Source organism: Sphingomonas sp. SRS2 (assembly GCF_000971055.1).
Classification (GTDB): domain Bacteria; phylum Pseudomonadota; class Alphaproteobacteria; order Sphingomonadales; family Sphingomonadaceae; genus Rhizorhabdus.
Map to the genome: position 1 here is coordinate 1 of NZ_LARW01000041.1, position 18769 is coordinate 18769.

Consider the following 18769-nt stretch of genomic DNA (forward strand, 5'->3'; position numbering starts at 1 on the left):
GTGCTTCCTCGCGGGGGCCAACTCGATCTTCACCGGCGACCGGCTGCTGACCACCGGCAACCAGGGCAGCGACGCCGACGCCCGCCTGTTCGGCAAGCTGGGGCTGACGGGCTCGATCAATCACACGACGCCGGAGGTTCTGGCGGCGGAGTAGACATTGCTCGTCATGCTGAACTCGTTTCAGCATCCACACCACCACCTGGGCGCGCTCCCGTGGACGAGTGGATCCTGAAACAAGTTCAGGATGACGGACTAAGGGAAAAAGGGACGACGATGTTCAAGAAGATCCTGATCGCCAATCGCGGCGAAATCGCCTGCCGCGTGATCAAGACCGCCCGGCGCATGGGCATCAAGACCGTCGCGGTCTATTCGGATGCCGATGCGCGCGCGCCGCATGTCGAGATGGCCGACGAGGCCGTCCATATCGGCCCGCCGCCCGCGTCCGAATCCTATCTGATCGCCGACAAGATCATCGCCGCGTGCAAAGCGACCGGAGCCGAGGCGGTCCATCCGGGCTATGGCTTTCTGTCGGAGCGGACCAGCTTCGCCCAGGCGCTCGAAGACGCCGGCATTGCGTTCATCGGCCCGCCGGTCGGTGCGATCTCGGCGATGGGTGACAAGATCGAATCGAAGAAGCTCGCCATGCAGGCGGGGGTCAATGTCGTTCCCGGCTTCGTCGGCGAGATCGACTCGACCGATCATGCGGTCGAGATCGCCAACGGCATCGGCTATCCGGTGATGATGAAGGCGTCGGCGGGCGGCGGCGGCAAGGGTATGCGCCTCGCTTATTCCGAAAAGGACGTCCGCGAGAATTTCGAGAGCGTGAAGCGCGAGGGGCTCAACAGCTTCGGCGACGACCGTGTCTTCATCGAAAAGTTCATCGAGAGCCCGCGCCATATCGAAATCCAGGTGCTCGGCGACAAGCATGGCAACATCCTCTATCTGCATGAGCGCGAATGCTCGATCCAGCGCCGCCACCAGAAGGTGGTCGAGGAAGCGCCGTCGCCCTTCGTCACCCCGAAGATGCGCAAGGCGATGGGCGAGCAGGCCGTCGCGCTGGCCCGCGCGGTCGGCTATTACAGCGCGGGCACGGTCGAGCTGATCGTCAGCGGCGCCGACACCACCGGCGAGGGGTTCTACTTCCTCGAAATGAACACCCGGCTTCAGGTCGAGCATCCCGTCACCGAATGCATCACCGGCCTCGATCTTGTCGAACAGATGATCCGCGTCGCCTATGGCGAGAAGCTCGCCTTCACGCAGGATGAGGTGAAGCTCGAGGGCTGGGCGGTCGAGAACCGCGTCTATGCCGAGGACCCCTATCGCGGCTTCCTGCCCTCGACCGGGCGGCTGGTCCGCTATCGTCCGCCGACGGAGGTCGATAATGTCCGCGTCGACGACGGGGTCTATGAAGGCTCCGAAATCTCGATGTTCTACGATCCGATGATCGCCAAGCTGATCACCTATGGCGCGACCCGCGAGGAAGCGATCGACAGGCAGGTTGCCGCGCTCGACCGGTTCGAGATCGACGGCATCGGCCACAACATCGATTTCCTGTCGGCGCTGATGCAGCATCCGCGCTTCCGCTCGGGCAATATCACCACCGGCTTCATCGCCGAGGAATATCCCGACGGCTTCAGCGGTGCGGCCGGCAGTGAGACGCTGAGCCTGCGCCTTGCCGCCATTGCGGGTGTGCTTGCGAGCATCGACGCCGCCCGCGCGGGCCAGATCGAGGGCCGGCTGAACGGTCCGGCCGATCCGTCGACCAGCTGGGTCGTGACCCTCGACGGGGTCGAACGGCAGGTCGAGCTGGCGGGCGATGCGGTCAGCGTCGACGGCACGCCGATCGTGGTCGATGCACCCTATATTCCGGGGCAGCGGTTGATCGAGGCGATCGTCGATGGCGAGGAGCTGTCGCTGCGCGTCGAGCGCAAGCGCACCGGCTGGCGCTTCACGACGCGCGGGAGCAGCCACGATCTGCGGGTGCTGACCCCGCTGGTCGCGTCGCTGTCGCACCACATGATCGAGAAGATCCCGCCGGATATGTCGCGCTTCCTGCTTTGTCCGATGCCGGGGCTCGTCACCGCGATCCATGTCGAAGCGGGCGCGAAGGTCGAGGCCGGCCAGCCGCTCGCCGTGGTCGAAGCGATGAAGATGGAGAATATCCTGCGCGCCGAGAAGGCGGGCACCGTCAAGTCGGTCGCCGCCCTGCCGGGCGATAGCCTCGCGGTCGACGCGGTGATCCTGGAGTTCGAGACGAACTAAATGACAAGGGCGTCACCCCCGTTGTGGGGATGACGCCCTGCCAGATCAAATCGTCGCCCGGCTTCCGCGGGGGCAACGCAAATTATCCTTCCTTGCCGGCGCGGCGCTCCTGCCATTTGGCGCGCATCGCATCGCGGGCGGCCTTGTGTTCTTCGACGCTGATCGTGCCGTTCTTGTCGGTGTCGGCGCGGTCGAACATCGCCAGTGCGCCGGTCGAGGCTTCGGCGAGGCTCACCTTGCCATCCTTGTTCGCATCGGCCCGCTCGAACCACTGGCCGCCACCGAAGCCTCCGCGATGGTGCATGCCATGCTTGCCGCCATGGCCGCCACGATGGCCGAAGCGGCGCTCGCCATCCTTGCCTTCCGGCCGCGGCGCGCGGGTGGAGAACTCATCCTTCGACAGCGTGCCATTCTTGTCGGTGTCGAGCGCGGCGAATCGTTCGTCGCGACGCTCCTCGCGGCGTTCGGCGAACTTTTCCTTCATCGCGGCGCGCGTGGCGTCGACTTCGGCCTTGGTGACGAAGCCGTCGCGATTGGCATCGGCCTTCTTGAAATGCTCGGCGACCTTCGCCTGCACTTCGGCGCGGGTCTTGGGCGCATGGCCGCGCGGGCCGTCGGGGGCGACGGCGAACGCGGTGGTGCCAAGCAGGGCGGCGAGCGCGGCGCCGGCGATCCAGGGGGTCTTCTTCATTGCGACATCCTTCGGATAAGCAGAACAGGTGGGCGAACCGGCGACAACAGGGAAAGGCCGATCCGCCCTGTGATGTCGTCTAGAACGCGAATCTTGCAGCGATAGTTCGGCGCTGAAATTGTTGTGTCGGGTTTGAAATGCAAATCGTCATCCCAGCTCCGCTGGGGTGACGGCCATGAGTCAGCCCAATATGTTACTCAACAGCCCGATCTTCTTCTGCGCCGCCGCGCGCTCGGCATCATCCAATATCCCGTCGCCGTCGCGGTCAGCCAGGTCGAACGCCTCGCGTCCGGCGGTCTGGACTTCGGCTACCGACAGCGCGCCATCGCCATTCGTATCGGTGCGCTTGTACAGCATGTCGGCCATGCCGCCCTGGCTCAGCGGACCGTTTTCGTTGAGGGTCAGCCGGGGCCGGCCATCGGGGCCGACATCCATCACGAACGGCTCCTCGTCACGCTTGCCGGTCAGCATCGAGCGGGTGAATCCCATCACCGCTGCTGTCTCGGCGCGGTCGAGCTTGCCGTCGCCATTGCGATCCGCCCCGGCGAAATATTGGGTGAGCGCACTGTCCAGCCCCTCACGGGTCATCGGCAGTTCCTGCGCGGCCGCTATCGTCGGCATCGCCGCCAGCACCGTCGCCAACCAATAGCGCATCATCGTCCTCCCAAAATCATGACGCCGCGTGCCACATGCCGCCTGTATCGCGCTTGAATGCGCCGCCCCCGCATGGCAAGGGCCGCGCGCCGACATGATGGGGCGTGGAGACTGAGATGACGACTGACGTGAAGAAGGTGGTGCTGGCCTTTTCGGGCGGCCTCGACACGAGCGTGATTCTCAAATGGCTCCAGCAGACCTATCAGTGCGAGGTCATCACCTTCACCGCCGATCTCGGCCAGGGCGAGGAACTCGAGCCCGCGCGCGCCAAGGCGAAGCTGATGGGCGTGCCCGACAAGCACATCTTCATCGACGATCTCCGCGAGGAGTTCGTGAAGGATTATGTCTTCCCGATGATGCGCTCGAACGCGCTCTACGAAGGGCTCTACCTGCTCGGCACCTCGATCGCCCGGCCGCTTATCGCCAAGCGCCAGATCGAGATCGCCCGCATGGTCGGCGCCGACGCGGTCAGCCATGGCGCGACCGGCAAGGGCAATGACCAGGTCCGCTTCGAGCTCGGCTATTACGGCCTTGCCCCCGATATCCGCGTGATCGCGCCATGGCGCGAATGGGACCTGACCAGCCGCACCGCGCTGATCGCCTTCGCCGAGCAGCACCAGATCCCGGTGCCGAAGGACAAGCGCGGCGAATCGCCCTTCTCGACCGACGCGAACATGCTCCACACATCGTCCGAGGGTAAGGTGCTCGAAGACCCGTGGGACGAGGTGCCCGACTATGTCTATTCGCGCACCGTCAATCCCGAGGATGCGCCCGACGCCCCCGAGTTCATCACGATCGATTTCGAGCGCGGCGACGGTGTCGCGATCAACGGCGAGGGGATGAGCCCGGCGACGCTGCTCGAAACCCTCAACGAATATGGCCGCAAGCACGGCATCGGCCGGCTCGATCTGGTCGAGAACCGCTTCGTCGGCATGAAGTCGCGCGGGATGTACGAGACGCCGGGCGGCACCATCTATCACCTCGCCCATCGCGGTATCGAGCAGATCACCCTCGATCGCGGCGCGGCGCATCTCAAGGACGAACTCGCCCCGCGCTATGCGGAGCTGATCTACAACGGCTTCTGGTTCTCGCCGGAGCGCGAGATGCTCCAGGCGGCGATCGACCATAGCCAGGAGAAGGTGACGGGCACCGTCCGGCTCAAGCTCTACAAGGGCGGGGTCTATGTCGTCGGCCGCAAGTCGCCGCACACGCTCTATTCGGAGAAGGTCGTCACCTTCGAGGACGACGCGGGCGCTTATGATCAGCGCGACGCCGCGGGCTTCATCAAGCTCAACGCGCTGCGGCTGCGCCTGCTGGGACGCCGCGACGGGCGGTAGATAGAATAACCGTCATTCCAGTGAAGGCTGGCATCTTGTGAGATCAGCGCGCTCCCGCACCTCCTGAGACCCCAGCCTTCGCTGGGGTGACGGGGATGAGGGCGCTTTGCCGCAATCCCACGATATCAATCGCGCCGTCCTTGAACCGGCCCACTTCGACGCGGCCCTTCGACAGTTCTTCCAGGAACACGTCGCCCTTGTCATAGGCCCATGGGCCGAGCCGCAACAGCCAGATCGTCGGCACGGCCTGCGTCGCCGGCTCCTGCGCGATCATCCGCAGATGCGCGCGAGCGAGCGAGGGCACCCCGCGCGAGCCGCTGACATACCAGCTGCCCGGCGGCGGGTTCAGGCTGGGGATCGCGGTCGGAATTGGGCGGCTCGGCATGGCCAGGCGATAGTCGCGCACCGCGCGGTCGAACGGCAGCGCGCCCTCATTGGGATAGGCGAAGACCATGTCGCCGGGACGGAAGCGGGGGCTAAGCCATTCCATCGTCCGGTACCAGTCGCGCTTGATGTGCTGGCGGGCGCGCAGGTCGAAATGGCCCTGCGCAACGGTGATCCAGATCAGCGCGGCCAGCGGCGCGAGCCAGCCATAGCGCCGCCAGGCCCAGCCTGTCGCACAGGCCATCAGCAGGATCGCCGGGATGGCGAGCGGGGTCATCGTGCGGATGATGAAGACCGGGGCGACGGTTGCCGAGACGATCAGCGACACCGCGATCGGCAGTCCGCCGAGCAGCAGCAGCACCGCGAGCAGCCGCCAGCCCTCGCGGGCGCGCAGCAACACCGCGCCGCCGAACAGCGCGAGGATCGCGGCAGCGATCCGCATGTCGTCGCTCGGCCCGGCGAACAGCACCGTCGCGCGCCGCCAAAGATCGACCGTCGACCATTTCAGCCAGGTCGCCTTCACCCACATCGGCGCCTGATCGAGCAGGATGAACAAGGCGGGCGACCAGAGCGCGATGACGATAGCATGGCCGCCGAGCAGCCAGAGCCAGTCGGCCTTCGTCAGCGCGCGCGCGCGCGCGACGCAGAGCAGGGCCAGGCCGAGCGCGGCGGCATAAAGCGGCCCGAGATTATGGAGCCACAGCATCAGCGCGGTGCAGGCAAGATAGGCGGCGAAGGCGCGGCCGGCGAGCGGCAGGCCGTCCGCGCGGCGCTCGGCGATGACGAGCAGCGCGAGCGTCGCCGCCGCATAGACGAGGATCATCAGCGGATAGGGCCGGATCTCGCGGGTCATCTCGACGAGGATCGGCGACACCGCAGTCAGCGCCAGCGCGGTCAGCATCACGGGGGCGGGGGAAGCGCCAGTCAACCGCGCCAGCCGCCGTGCGGCGAGCGCGACGACGGGCAGGGTAGCCATTCCGCAGATTAGGCCGAGCATTCGATGCGCGACCAGCCCGTCGCCCGCGATCAGCGTCCAAACGCGCAGCAGCGAATAATAGAAAGGTGGATGGGTCTCGTAGCGGGGCACCACCTGCCACAGAAAGGCCCAGCCCTTCGACGCGGCATAGGCGCTATAGCCCTCGTCCAGCCACATCGGCTCCGCCCACATCCCCCATGCGCGCGCGGCGAGCGCGGCGAGAGCGATCACGGCGGCGGCGGCGGCGAAGTGGTAACGGGGCGAAAGCGCGCGGATCATCGTCGGGCGCTTATGCCAGATGCGTCCGGCTGCGCCAGTGGCGATGGTGGACGTACATGCCCACCCGTAGAACCCCCGGATCGACATTCGGCCGCCGCCGCCGTTGATAGAACCGCGCGACTTGTGGGGAGGATGCGTGTCAGGACGAAGCAGCGATCATGAACGAAGCTGGCCGATCGCAGGATTGGCGGTGCGGAGGCGTCAACGCGTCATGGAGAGTATGTGATCCCACCAGCGTCGCTCTTCGCCCATGTGCCCGTACCGATCATCTTCATCGATACCGACAGACAGTCAGCGTTGGCCAATGATCATGGCTATGGGCTGCTCGGACTGTCCACGGGCGCGGATTCCCCGGCGATCGTCGCCGCGCTGGCGCGCCTGCTCGGCGACGAACACTCCCGCGGCGCTGTTACGAACGAGGTCGATGTCGGCGCACGCCGTTACCGGATCGAAACCCGCGAGATCGACACACCCGACCTGTCGGGCCGCATGTTGCTGTTCCACGATGACGGCGCGGGGCCTGCGGGGGCGCCGGATCTTCCACCGCATATAAAGGCCACGATCGATAATCTGGACGAGGGGGTCATGCTCGTCGACCGCCACCAGCATATCCGCCTGTGGAACGACGCTTTTCTCCGGATGCTCGATCTGCCCGCGCGCCTGTTCCGGCAGGACGGCGAGATCATGCCGTTGATCCGCGCTCTTGCCGATCGCGGCGACTATGGCCCCGGCGATCCCGTGATGCTGGCCGAGCAGATCGCTGCGAATGTCCGCGCCCGCAAGGCCGCCGAGGGCGAACGGCAAATGACCAACGGCACGATCATCGCGGCGGAATGGCTTCCGATACGGGACGGATATTTCCTGTTCCGTCTGCGCAACGTGACTACCGAGCGCAATGCCTCGCGCTTCAAGGACGAGCTGATCGCGACCGTCAGTCATGAACTGCGCACGCCTCTGACCGTGATCAGCGGCGCGCTGAGCCTGTTGCGGGCGGGCGCCGGCGGACAGACCGAACCGCGGGCGGCCGAACTGATCGATGTCGCCTATCGGAACAGCGACCGGCTGACCCGGCTCGTCAACGATTTGCTCGATGTCGACAAGCTCCAGTCGGACGCGCTCGATTTCCGGTTCGAACGCACCGACATCGGCCTGCTGCTCGCCTCGTCGATAGAGCAGAACCTGCCCTATTCGCAGGGGCTGGGTATCCGAATCGAGATCGATATCCCCGATGAGGCGGTGATCGCGGAGGTCGATCCCGACCGGCTTTTGCAGGTGATGAGCAACCTCCTGTCCAACGCGGCGAAATTCTCGCATCGCGACGGGCGGGTCCGCGTTCGGTTGCGGTCGAGCGCATCGGGGGTGCGGATCAGCGTGATCGACAAGGGACGCGGTATGTCCCCCGAATTCTGCCGCCGGCTGTTCACTCGTTTTGCTCAGGAGAATCGGGGCTCAGAGCATGGTCAGGCCGGGACCGGCCTCGGGCTCGTCATCTGCAAAAGCATCGTCGAGAAGCATAGCGGGCGTATTCTGGTCGATACGCAGGAAGGGATCGGGACCACCTTTCACGTCGATCTGCCCTATCATCAGGACGCGGCTCTCTTAGTTCTGTAGGATAAGTCCCCCGGCAGCAGGGCGCCGGCGGAGCAGCCAGCCGACCAGTCCGAAGCCCAGCATCATCATCGCCCAGGTGCTGCTCTCGGGTGCGGCCGAGACCGGGCCGCCCGGGAAGACCGGTGTGGTGGGGGTGGTCGGCATCGTCGGGGGCGTCGGCGTCGTCGGCGTGGCGGGCACGACCGGTGCTATCGCCGTTGCCGTGCCCGCGCCGGTACCTCCGAAAATGCCGCCCACGCCCTGATAGTTCACGGTGAAATCGCTGAGCTGAACCGCGCTCATCGCGTTGGCGAAGGTCAGTGCGAACGATCCCGTTCCCGATTGGCCCGCCGTCAGCCCACCCGAACCGCCGGTGCAGCCGCCCAGACCGGCGGCGGTGAAGCAGATGTCGGTGCCGATCAGCCCCGACAGCGGATTCTGGACCTGCGAGGCATAAGTGCCGGTCGAGGACAGGCCGGTGATCGCGGTGTTTCCCAGCACGTCGAAGCCGAAGGATCGCACCCGCGATGTCAGCGAAGAATCGTTGGTCAGCGCATAGCTGAAATTATAGGTCCGCCCATCGCTGCTCGCCCCGGTAAAGGTGAAGGTGCTGGCCGCGCTGAGGCCGCTGGTAGGAAAACCCAGCACCGACCCCGCATAGTCGACGCTGATCACCTTGCCGACATCGGCGCGATTGATCAGCAAGGCCGCGTGGCCAGCGCCCACTTGTACAAATAACGCTAAGGCAACAAGGGCACGTAACGTATGCAAAACGAAAATTCCTTGTAAAATATCAATAAGCAACGCTCGGAAGGTGAATGGTTTCCGAATTCAACTGTGATAAGTATAAATGCGGAGCAAACCTTACTTGGTTTAAGCGCGTAGATATTAACGTTTTGCCGGAAATAAAATCCGCATCCGGACTTGTCCTTAGTCTTTAGTCTAAGGGAGATGGCGCGCATGAGGTGCTTAGCGGCATCGTGCCGAGCGCGTCGCCGGCATCGCACTAACCGCGTGTTAACCATGTTTTAGCGCCTCACCGGCCATGGTCCGGCCATATCCGGATTTCAGAGGTACAAAGTCGATGCCGCGCGCCGCTACCCATGTTGACGTTGCGATTATTGGTGCCGGGCCGGCGGGGCTGACCGCCGGTTACATGCTCGGCAAGGAAGGCTTTTCGGTCAAACTGATCGAGAAGGACCCGCATCAGGTCGGCGGCATCAGCCGCACCGTCGAACATGAAGGTTTCCGCTTCGACATCGGCGGCCATCGCTTCTTTTCCAAGTCGCGCGAGGTCGTTGACTTGTGGAACGAGCTGCTGCCCGACGACTTCATCGAGCGGCCACGGATGAGCCGCATCTATTATCGCGGCAAATTCTACAGCTATCCGCTGCGCGCCTTCGAGGCGCTGCGCAATCTGGGCCTGTGGCAATCGACCCTGTGCATGGCCAGTTTCTTCCGCTGGAAGCTCTTCCCCCACAAGGAGGTGCGCAGCTTCGAGCAATGGGTGGTCAACCAGTTCGGATCGCGCCTGTTCGGCATCTTCTTCAAGACCTATACCGAGAAGGTGTGGGGCATGCCGTGCGACGAGATGTCGGCCGACTGGGCCGCGCAGCGCATCAAGGGGCTCAGCCTCGGCAAGGCGGTATGGGACGGGGTTCGCCGTTCGCTCGGTCTCAACAAGCGCCCCAATGACGGCATGGAAACCAAGACCCTGCTCGAAAGCTTCCGCTATCCGCGCAAGGGCCCCGGCATGATGTGGGATGCCGCGCGCGACCGCATCATCGAACAGGGCAACGGCCTGCTGATGGGTCACAAGCTCCACCAGCTGTCGTGGGACGCGACCGGCGGCTTCTGGCGCGTCGCGGCGATCGGCGAGGATGGCCGGCTGACGATGCTGACCGCCGATCACGTCATCAGCTCGGCGCCGATGCGCGAACTGGCGGCGCGCGTCCATCCGGTGCCCGCTTCGCTGCCCCAGGCGATGGACCTCGGCTATCGCGACTTCCTTACCGTCGCATTGATGATCCGTTCGGAGGATCTGTTTCCCGACAACTGGATCTACATTCATGACGATCGGGTGCAGGTCGGCCGCATCCAGAATTTCCGCAGCTGGTCGCCCGAAATGGTGCCCGACGAGAGCCTGGCCTGTGTCGGCCTCGAATATTTCTGCTTCGAAGGCGACGGCCTGTGGTCCTCTTCGAACGAGGATCTGATCGCGCTAGCGACGAAGGAACTGGCGCAACTCGGGCTGTGCGATCCGGCGGATGTCGTCGGTGGCGCGGTGGTGCGCCAGGAAAAGGCCTATCCGGTCTATGACGACGCCTATGCCGCCAATGTCGCGGCGGTGCGCGAGGAGCTGGAGGGCCGCTATCCGACGCTCCACTTCGTCGGCCGCAACGGCATGCACCGCTACAATAATCAGGATCATGCGATGATGACCGCGATGCTCACCGCGCGAAACATCGCCGCCGGCACGCGCCGCCATGATGTGTGGCAGGTCAATGAAGACGCCGAATATCATGAGGCCGGCGCGGAGGGCGACGACGCCAAGGATTATGCCGGCGTCGCGGCGGCGCTGCGATCCGAACGGCTGGTGCCTACCCGGATCGCCGATAAGAAGGCGGCATAATCACCACCTCCGGCCTGGCTTCGAGAGGTTTGGGATGACGCTCGCTCCATTCGCAACCCGCCCCCTGACCCCCTCCATCAGGAAGGAGGGCGAACCATCGGCCAGAGCCCTCGTTCTCGGCGTCGCGGCGATCTGGCTGTTCACGAGCCTCATTCTGCTGTGGATGAGCTATGACCGTGTCGCCGGCCTCGTCTTGTGGGATGCCGACGATTATCTGCGGTTCCAGCAGGTTCGCGACTGGCTCGCCGGGCAGAGTTTCTTTGACGTCCGACAATATCGGCTCGATCCGCCCGCCGGCGTGGCGATGCACTGGTCGCGCCTTGTCGATCTGCCGCTCGCCGGCCTGATACTGCTGCTGCAGCCTGTTCTGGGGATGGTCTGGGCCGAGCGGATCGCAATCCTCGTCGTGCCGCTCATCACGCTTGGTGGCGCATTCGCTGCGATCACGTTGATGACTGCACGGCTGGCCGGGCGCCGCGCCGCGCTCGCTGCGGCGATGCTCGCGGCGATGACGCCGCTGCTTCTGTTCCACGATCTGCCGATGCGGATCGATCATCATGGCTGGCAGACGATGTTCGGCCTGTTTGCGGTCGCGTCATGCTTCGATCGCCGGGCGTTGCGCGGCGGAATCCTCGCCGGCGTCGCGATGGCGCTGTGGCTGGCGATCTCACTCGAGGGGTTGCCGATGGCGATCGCGATCGCGGCCGTTCTCGCGCTTCGCTTCGTGCTCGCCGACGCCGATCAGGACGCCTTCTTCCGTTTTCGCGCCTTCGCACTTTCGCTCGGTTCCGCCGGACTTCTGCTGTTTGCCGCGACGCATGACGCCGGCGCCTGGCAGCAGACCTATTGCGATGCCTTCGGTCCCGCCTGGTTCGGTCCCTTTGCACTCGCGCCGCTGATGCTCGGTCTGGCGCTCCCTCTCGTGGCCGGGGGCGGAGCCGCACCGCGACTGGCGCTGCTCTTCATGGCTGGGGGACTGGGGGCCGCGTTGACGGCACTGGTCGCTCCGCTGTGTCTCCATGGGCCGTTCGCCGCGCTCGACCCGGTGACGCGCCATTATTGGTACGACAATGTCGTCGAAGGATTGCCGATCTGGCGGCAGGCACTCGATACGCAGCTCGGTCTGGCGCTTTTTCCGCCAATCGGCCTGATCGGTACGCTGCTGGCGTGGCGTGGCGCGACGACTCGCACGGCAGCGCGCAACTGGCTCATGATGTTCGCATTGGGATTGGCGAGCTTCGGCCTTGCGCTTCTCGTCCAGCGAGCCGGTGGCTTCGCCCATGCGCTTGGATTGCCGGGGGCTGGCTGGCTACTGACGCGGGGGCTGGCGACCGTCGATGGATGGCGGCGCGCGCTGCTACGCGTGCCCGCATCGGTCGCGCTGCTCCTGCTGGTATCGCCCGTCGGCGAAGCCGCGGTGACACAGTGGGCCCGATGGCTGGCGGGGTCCGAAGCTGAGAAGCCCAAACCCCGCGAACCACTCGCCTGCGGGCCGCGATGCGATCTGTTCGGCGGGATCAACCAGCTGCCCCGGAGCTATATCCTCGCCGGGCTCGACGTCACGCCCAGCCTGCTCGTCTCGACGCCGCATTCCTATGCCGGCAGTGGTCATCATCGCGGGCTGGCGGGAATCCGCCGCGTCATCGACAGCTTCATCGGCCACCCCGATGTGGCCCACCGGATCATGCGTGACGGGGGGATGGGCTATGTGCTGATCGATCCGACTGGTGGGGAGGCCATACTCTATAGCGAGGCGGCGCCGAACGGCTTGATGGCCCGATTGGTCGCGGGGCGCCCGCCCGCCTGGCTGAAGCCCGTGCCGCTGGAAACGAGCTCGTTCAGGATGTGGCGGCGGGTCGAATGACCGGACATCGGACTCCGATGGGCGGATCGTGGCCTCGTGGCACCCTCTTGCCGTCCCATGCGGCGCGACATAAGGCCGAAAGCCTATGTTTCGTTCGACGCCACCCGTAACGCCGCCGCAGGGCTGGTGGACCAGCAACTGGTACATCGCCTTCCTGGCGTTGCTGTCGGTGGTGCCGCTGCTGCGTCCCGAAGTGCCGCCGCTGATCGACCTGATGGGGCATATGGGGCGTTATCGGGTCGAGATCGCCGATCCGACCTCGCCGTTGCTCAGCCGCTATTACAGCTTTCAATGGGCGCTGATGGGCAATCTCGGCGTCGATCTGCTGATCGTGCCGATGGCGAAGATATTCGGGCTCGAACTGGGCGTGAAGCTGATCGTCATGGCGGTGCCGCTGCTCACTATCACCGGCCTGCTGCTGATCGCGCGCGAGGTTCATGGCCGCCTGCCCGCCACGGCCGGGCTGGTTGCGCCCTTCGCCTATTGCTGGCCGTTCCAGTGGGGCTTCATCAATTATGTGCTGGCGATGGCGCTGGCGCTCAATGCTTTCGCGCTGTGGCTCTATCTGGCGCGAACCGGCCGCATCCGGTTGCGCGCGATGCTGTTCGTTCCGATCGGGGGGCTGATCTGGCTCGGGCACGGCTTCGCCTGGGGCGTGCTCGGCCTGCTCGCTTTCTCGGCGGAGATCGTGCGGATGCGCGATGTCGAGGGGCGCGGCTATTTCGAGGCGCTGTGGCGCGGGGCGCTGCACTGTCTGCCGCTCGCTCCGCCGATGCTGCTGATGCTGCTGTGGCGATCCGGCAATGTCGCCGGCGAGACGATCGACTGGTTCAACTGGATCGCCAAATATGTCTATCTGATCTCGTCGCTGCGCACCCATTGGATGGAATTCGACGTCGGCCTCGTCAGCGGGCTGATCCTGCTGGTGCTGTTCGGGATGATCTCGATCGGATCGGGTGAAGTCGGCTTCCGCATGCGCCGCACCCTTGGCGTCGCGCTGCTCGTGCTGATCATCGCCTATATCCTGATGCCGCGCATCGTGATCGGGTCGGCCTATGCCGACATGCGGCTGGCGCCCTATGTGATCGCGATCGGCGTGATCGGGGTGGTGCCGCGCTTCACCAACCGGATCGCGCTCAGCACCGTCGCCGCGCTCGCGGTGATCATCTTCGGCGCGCGTGTCTACCAGTCGACCGAACGCTTCGCAGGCTTCGCCAAATGGCATGAGGCGCAGCTCAAGGCGCTCGATCATATCAAGCCGCACAGCCGGGTCTTCGCGCTGGTCGAGCTGCCGTGCCTATCGCGTTGGGAATCGCCGCGGCTCGAACATCTCGGCGCAATGGCGATCGTGCGGCGCGAGGCCTTCGTCAACGGCCAGTGGACGATGCCCGGCGCGCAGTTGCTCAGCATCAAATATGCCGCCGCCAAGGGCTATGCCGAGGATCCCACCCAGGTGATGCGGCCGAAAAACTGCCGCGCGCGCAACGCCCGAACGATCGAAAGCTCGGTCACGCTCTTCCCGCGCCACGCCTTCGATTATCTGTGGCTGATCAACGCGTCGCAGGACCATTGGCCCGGCAACGATCCGTCGCTGGAAATGGTGTGGAACGGCGGCGAGCGCGGTGCGCTCTACCGGATCACCGGCTCCGCGACGCTCGCCATGGATACGCCGAAGGGGATGGGCATCGTCGCGACCCAGTGACGCTCGGCGCCGAAGATCGCCGTGAGCGCCGCGTTGACCGGCCTCGACGGCATGGCGTCATCGCCGCCGCCCTTGCCGGTCAGCCGCGCCGCGATCCGCACAGCCGCGATCAGCGGAAAGAGCAGGCTGTTGAAATGGGTGGTGAAGCGGGGATTGAGCCCCGCCGCGCGGAAGCTGCGCTTGAGTGAAGCGGTGGTGTAACGGCGCTGGTGATGATGCGCGACGTCATGCGCGCTCCACATCCACGGGCTGCCGGGGACGGTGACGATGATCCTGCCGCCGGGGGCGAGCTTGTCCCTGAGATAGGTCAGCGCCTCAACGTCGCCCGGGATATGTTCGAGCACGTCGAGCAGGACGATCAGGTCGTAGGCGCCGTCGTCAAGCGGAACGTTCGGCAGATAGCCGCTCTTGATCTTCAATCCGCTGCGCTGCTCGGCATAGGCGCGCGCGCCATCGTCGGGCTCTATCGCGTCGACCGTGCCGAAGCTCTTGAGCAGGTCGAGGTTGGAGCCGGTGCCGGCCCCGACTTCGAGAATGCGCAGCGGCCCCGCCTTGGGGCGATGGCGCTCGATCAGCCGGGCGATGATCCGCCGCCGGGCGACGAACCACCAATGATCCTTGTCAATCTCGGCCATGCGGTCATAGGTCGCGCGGTCCATCAGGCAGTTTCGCTTTCGTGCGCATCCGGGCAGCCGACACGCTGGCGAATGATATAGATCGGCCGGTGCTTGGTCTCGACCAGGATGCGGCCGACATATTCGCCGAGGACGCCGAGCGAAAGCAGCTGCACCCCGCCCATGAACAATATCGCGACCATCAGCGAGGGATAACCCGCGACATCGGTGCCGAGGATCAATGTGCGCACCCCGATGAAGACCGCATAGACCAGTGCCAGCAATGCGATGATCGCGCCGACATAGGACCAGACCCTGAGCGGCGCGGTCGATGCCGAGGTGATCCCGTCGATCGCCAGCGTCCACAGCTTCCAATAGTTGAACTTGGTGGTGCCGATCGCGCGTTCGACCCGGTCATATTCGACCGCGGTCTGGCGGAAGCCCGACCAGGCGAACAGGCCTTTCATGAAGCGGTTGCGCTCGGGCATCCGCTTGATCACCTCGACGACCTTGCGGTCGAGCAGGCGGAAATCGCCGGCATGTTCGGGGATCTTGTCCATCGAGAGCCAGTTGTGCGCGCGATAATAGAGATCGGCTGTCAGCCGCTTGGGGAAGCTGTCGGTCATGCGGTTGCGGCGCACGCCATAGACGACCTCAAATCCCTCGCGCCATTTGGCGATCATGTCGCCGATCACCTCGGGCGGATCCTGCATGTCGACGTCGATCGGCACGACCACCTGGCCGCGGACATTGTCGAGCCCCGCGGACAGCGCAGCCTCCTTGCCGAAGTTGCGCGACAGCGACAGCGCCCCGATCCGTCCGTCGGCATCGTGGGCGGTCAGGATCGCCGCCATCGTCAGGTCGGTGCTGCCATCGTCGACGAACAGGATCTCCCAACCGATCGCAGCGCCTTCGGGATCGCGCAGCCCATCGAGCACGCCGGTCATTCGGGTGACGAAGGGCGGGATCGCCTCTTCCTCGTCCTTGACGGGCACGATGATCGAAAGGAGCGGGTTCATTCGAATACCCATACGCGGTTGAGCCAGAAGACCAGCAGGGGGGTGACGCACAGGACCGGTGGATAGGGGGCCCAGAGCGGCAGGTCCATATGCTGGACCAGCAGCCAGACCCACAGGCTGTTGAGCGCGAAGCTGATCAGCGACACGATGATGAAGCGCGTGATGCGCGTCGCCTGCCGGTCGCGGCTGCCATGGCCCTTGAAGCTCCACTGGCCATGGATGACATAGCCGGTGGTCGCCGCCCCGACGAAGCCGATCGTCCAGGCGAGATTGGGATCGAGCCCGCCCATCTGCACGCAGCCATGATAGATGCCGATATTGACCAGTGACGCCAATACTCCGGTGATCCCGTAGCGCACGAGCTGGCCGAGCAGCACCATCCGCTCGTGGGTCATATAGGGTGTGCGAGGCATTCTCCCCGCGCTCTTCCATAAAAGCGCGGACGCCTCAAGTACCGAGGCCTCTCCCGCTTTCGCGGGCGAGGGCGTTGCCCGACGCCAGGGAGAAAACGCTCCCCGGGGCAAGGGAACCCCGAAGGAGCGTCTCCCGCGAGATGGAAATTGCCAGTCCGATCCCCGCGTATCCGTGTCCGGATGTGCACATAAAAACGTTTCGATCCTGAACGGGAGCCGAACGAATGATCCTGCGCGGGCCGCCGAGTGCCCGACGGGCATGACGTTTTCGTGACTCCGGGCGGAAAATCCGCGGCCGGCGGCCGCTATCGGGGCCCGCGCGGCTTCTCCCGTTGCGGCGCGTCATCTTGGCCCTTAAGCGAGGACGGATGCAGGACAGCGAAACGGCAGTGGAAGAACGGATGCTGGCCTGGATCGAGCGCCGCTGGCGCACGGTCTTCTGGCTGCTCTTCATTGGCGCATGTACCTATTTCCTCGTCTATAAATGGGGCCAGGTCCGCTGGCTTTCGCTGAGCGACACCGACGACAATATGCGCCTCGCCGAGGTCAAGGCCTGGCTCGCCGGCCAGTCCTGGTTCGATCTGCGGCAACATAAGCTCGCGCCGCCCGATGGGCTCAACATCCACTGGTCGCGCATCGTCGATTTGCCGATCGCCGGGCTGATCCTGATATTCCGACCGTTCGTCGGCGATTTCACCGCCTATCGCATCGCCTGTGCGGTCGCGCCGATGCTGGCCTTCGCACCGGCGCTGTGGGCGATGATCCTGACGGTTCGGCGGCTCGTCCATCCTCGCGCCTATCCGATCGCCTTCGCGATTCTGATGTGCGCGCAGACCACCCTGTTCATGTGGATGCCGCTGCGCATCGACCATCATGGCTGGCAGCTCGCGATGCTGCTGATCGTCATCGCCGGGCTGGCCGATCCCAACGGGCGGCGCGGCGGGGCGACCGCAGGCATCGCCACCGCGGTGTCCTTCGGCATCGGGCTGGAACTGATCCCGGTGATGGCGATCGCCGGTGCGTCGATCGCGCTGCGCTGGGTCTGGGACCGCGCCGAAGCGGGACGCATGGCGGCCTATGCAATCGCGCTGGGCGGGGGCTGCGCGATCGCCTTCGGCGGCTTCGCTTCCTACGACAACCGGGCGATGGTCTGCGACGTATTGTCGCCGGTCTATCTGTCGACCTTGCTGCTGACCGGCGGGCTGCTGCTGGGGCTCAGCTTCGCCCGTGTCGATGGCCGCGCGGTGCGCTTCGCGCTGCTGGTCGCGGCCGGTGCGGGGATCGCCGCCTTCTTCCTCATCAGCTTCCCGCACTGCATCGGCCGGCCCGAGGCGATCTCGCCCGAGCTCGAAAGGCTGTGGTTCAGCAACGTCCGCGAGGTGAAGCCGCTCTATACCAAGCCGTGGCGCGACGCGCTCGACATCGCCTATCTGCCGGTGATCGGCGCGATCGGCGCGATCACCGCCGCCTGGCGGGCGCGCGCACAGGCGACCGGGCCGGTGTGGATCTCGATCGCCGTGCTCAGCCTGTTTACCGCATGCGGCCTCGCCTGGCAGTCGCGCTTCGGGCCGCAGGCGCAGGCGATCGGCGTGTTCGGGGCGAGCGCGCTCGCCTGGCTGATCCTGCCGCGCCTGCTCGACTCGGGTTCGGCGCTGATCCGGGTCGGTGGCACGCTGCTCGCCTTCTTCGCGCTGTCGGGCCAGCTTGCCCAGTTCGTGTCGATGATCCCGAAGAACGACAAGGAAATGAAGCGCGCCGGATGCGAAGCGCGGGCGAGCGGCAAGCCGGGCCGCTGCATGACCATTCCGGCGCTCGGCCAGATCGATCGGTTGCCGCCCGCGACGATGCTCACCTTCGTCGACATGGGGCCACGCCTGATCACGATGACCCGGCACAGCGCGATCGCGGGCCCGTACCACCGCAACGGCGAGGCGATCCTCGACGTCATCCACGCCTTCCGCGCGACCTCGCCCGATGTCGCGCGGACGGTGATGCAGCGGCGCGGCGCGACGATGGTGCTGCTGTGCCCCGGCATGGCCGAATCGACCATCTACAAGGCGCGTGCCCCCAAGGGCTTCTATATGCAGCTGATCAATGGGGACGTGCCGGCATGGCTCGAACCGGTCGAACTGCCGGAGGGGTCGCCGTTCCGCCTGTGGCGGAGAATCGATTAGTGTCAGGCCTTGCGGAAACGCGGCGCCGGCCCGCTCCCGCCGAACCTCGCGATGCACTGTAGTATATCGGGAGGCTGGGTGGAGGAGCGGGCCGGCCGCTATACCGGCGAGCTTCCAGAGCGGCCGCCTGCGGAATCCTGACCGAACCAGGCATCGGCACTGCCTCGCGGCGCTTGCC

The 18769-nt window shown here is 65.3% G+C and carries 14 protein-coding genes and 1 pseudogene; 8 read left to right on the plus strand and 7 right to left on the minus strand.

The genetic code is table 11. The annotated features are described in order from the left end of the window. Positions 1-154: pseudogene (locus tag WP12_RS24650) on the plus strand (biotin synthase BioB); the annotation flags it as partial. 119 nt (positions 155-273) lie between these two features. Beyond that, positions 274-2262: an acetyl-CoA carboxylase biotin carboxylase subunit gene (locus tag WP12_RS01590; protein ID WP_046192021.1), complete on the plus strand. Its 1989-nt coding sequence runs from the start codon at positions 274-276 to the stop codon at positions 2260-2262. Between the two features lie 82 nt (positions 2263-2344). Here the strand turns inward: WP12_RS01590 and WP12_RS01595 are convergent, their stop codons facing one another. Together WP12_RS01595 and WP12_RS01600 are read right to left on the minus strand one after the other, a co-directional pair. Then, positions 2345-2953 carry an EF-hand domain-containing protein gene (locus tag WP12_RS01595; protein WP_046192022.1) on the minus strand — a complete coding sequence of 203 codons (609 nt, stop codon included), beginning with the start codon at positions 2951-2953 and terminating at the stop codon, positions 2345-2347. Between the two features lie 180 nt (positions 2954-3133). Then, entirely contained in the window at positions 3134-3607 is a 474-nt protein-coding gene (locus WP12_RS01600) for an EF-hand domain-containing protein (protein WP_046192047.1), read from the minus strand. Positions 3608-3723: 116 nt separating this feature from the next. On the opposite strand from WP12_RS01600, the gene WP12_RS01605 reads away from it, so the two are divergent. Continuing rightward, complete coding sequence (locus WP12_RS01605) at positions 3724-4944, plus strand: argininosuccinate synthase (RefSeq protein ID WP_046192023.1); 1221 nt, start codon at positions 3724-3726, stop codon at positions 4942-4944. Positions 4945-4987: 43 nt separating this feature from the next. Here the strand turns inward: WP12_RS01605 and WP12_RS01610 are convergent, their stop codons facing one another. Continuing rightward, on the minus strand, positions 4988-6670 hold the full coding sequence (locus WP12_RS01610; protein WP_084690912.1) for a glycosyltransferase family 39 protein: 1683 nt from the start codon (positions 6668-6670) through the stop codon (positions 4988-4990). A 135-nt stretch (positions 6671-6805) separates the two neighbouring features. On the opposite strand from WP12_RS01610, the gene WP12_RS23295 reads away from it, so the two are divergent. After that, positions 6806-8194: a sensor histidine kinase gene (locus WP12_RS23295; RefSeq protein WP_052730155.1), complete on the plus strand. Its 1389-nt coding sequence runs from the start codon at positions 6806-6808 to the stop codon at positions 8192-8194. On the opposite strand, the gene WP12_RS01620 is transcribed toward WP12_RS23295, so the two are convergent. Continuing rightward, entirely contained in the window at positions 8183-8878 is a 696-nt protein-coding gene (locus WP12_RS01620; protein WP_160299119.1) for a cistern family PEP-CTERM protein, read from the minus strand. The genes WP12_RS23295 and WP12_RS01620 overlap by 12 nt on opposite strands. Before the next feature lie 379 nt (positions 8879-9257). Between WP12_RS01620 and WP12_RS01625 the strand changes: the two genes are divergently transcribed. From WP12_RS01625 to WP12_RS01635, 3 genes are all read left to right on the plus strand, one after another. Further along, positions 9258-10805 carry an NAD(P)/FAD-dependent oxidoreductase gene (locus WP12_RS01625; RefSeq protein WP_046192025.1) on the plus strand — a complete coding sequence of 516 codons (1548 nt, stop codon included), beginning with the start codon at positions 9258-9260 and terminating at the stop codon, positions 10803-10805. Between the two features lie 34 nt (positions 10806-10839). Next, entirely contained in the window at positions 10840-12669 is a 1830-nt protein-coding gene (locus WP12_RS01630) for a hypothetical protein (RefSeq protein ID WP_235398873.1), read from the plus strand. Positions 12670-12754: 85 nt separating this feature from the next. Continuing rightward, on the plus strand, positions 12755-14371 hold the full coding sequence (locus WP12_RS01635) for a hypothetical protein (RefSeq protein WP_046192026.1): 1617 nt from the start codon (positions 12755-12757) through the stop codon (positions 14369-14371). Here WP12_RS01635 and WP12_RS01640 read toward each other — a convergent pair. Genes WP12_RS01640 through WP12_RS01650 form a run of 3 tightly spaced genes read right to left on the minus strand, consistent with a single transcriptional unit; the run spans position 14299 to position 16417 of the window. Further along, positions 14299-15030, minus strand: a complete 732-nt coding sequence (locus WP12_RS01640; RefSeq protein WP_046192027.1) for a class I SAM-dependent methyltransferase — start codon at positions 15028-15030, stop codon at positions 14299-14301. The genes WP12_RS01635 and WP12_RS01640 overlap by 73 nt on opposite strands. After that, the gene (locus tag WP12_RS01645; protein ID WP_200894439.1) at positions 15030-16004 is read right to left on the minus strand and encodes a glycosyltransferase family 2 protein; all 975 of its coding nucleotides are present in this window, start codon (positions 16002-16004) and stop codon (positions 15030-15032) included. The genes WP12_RS01640 and WP12_RS01645 overlap by 1 nt, the downstream gene beginning before the upstream one ends. Next, a complete protein-coding gene (locus tag WP12_RS01650) occupies positions 16001-16417 on the minus strand; it encodes a GtrA family protein (protein ID WP_046192029.1) in 417 nt (138 codons plus the stop codon). Before WP12_RS01650 ends, WP12_RS01645 begins: the two co-directional genes overlap by 4 nt. 368 nt (positions 16418-16785) lie before the next feature. On the opposite strand from WP12_RS01650, the gene WP12_RS01655 reads away from it, so the two are divergent. Then, positions 16786-18591, plus strand: coding sequence for a hypothetical protein (locus WP12_RS01655; RefSeq protein WP_046192030.1), 1806 nt, complete (start codon positions 16786-16788; stop codon positions 18589-18591). Positions 18592-18769: the final 178 nt, after the last annotated feature.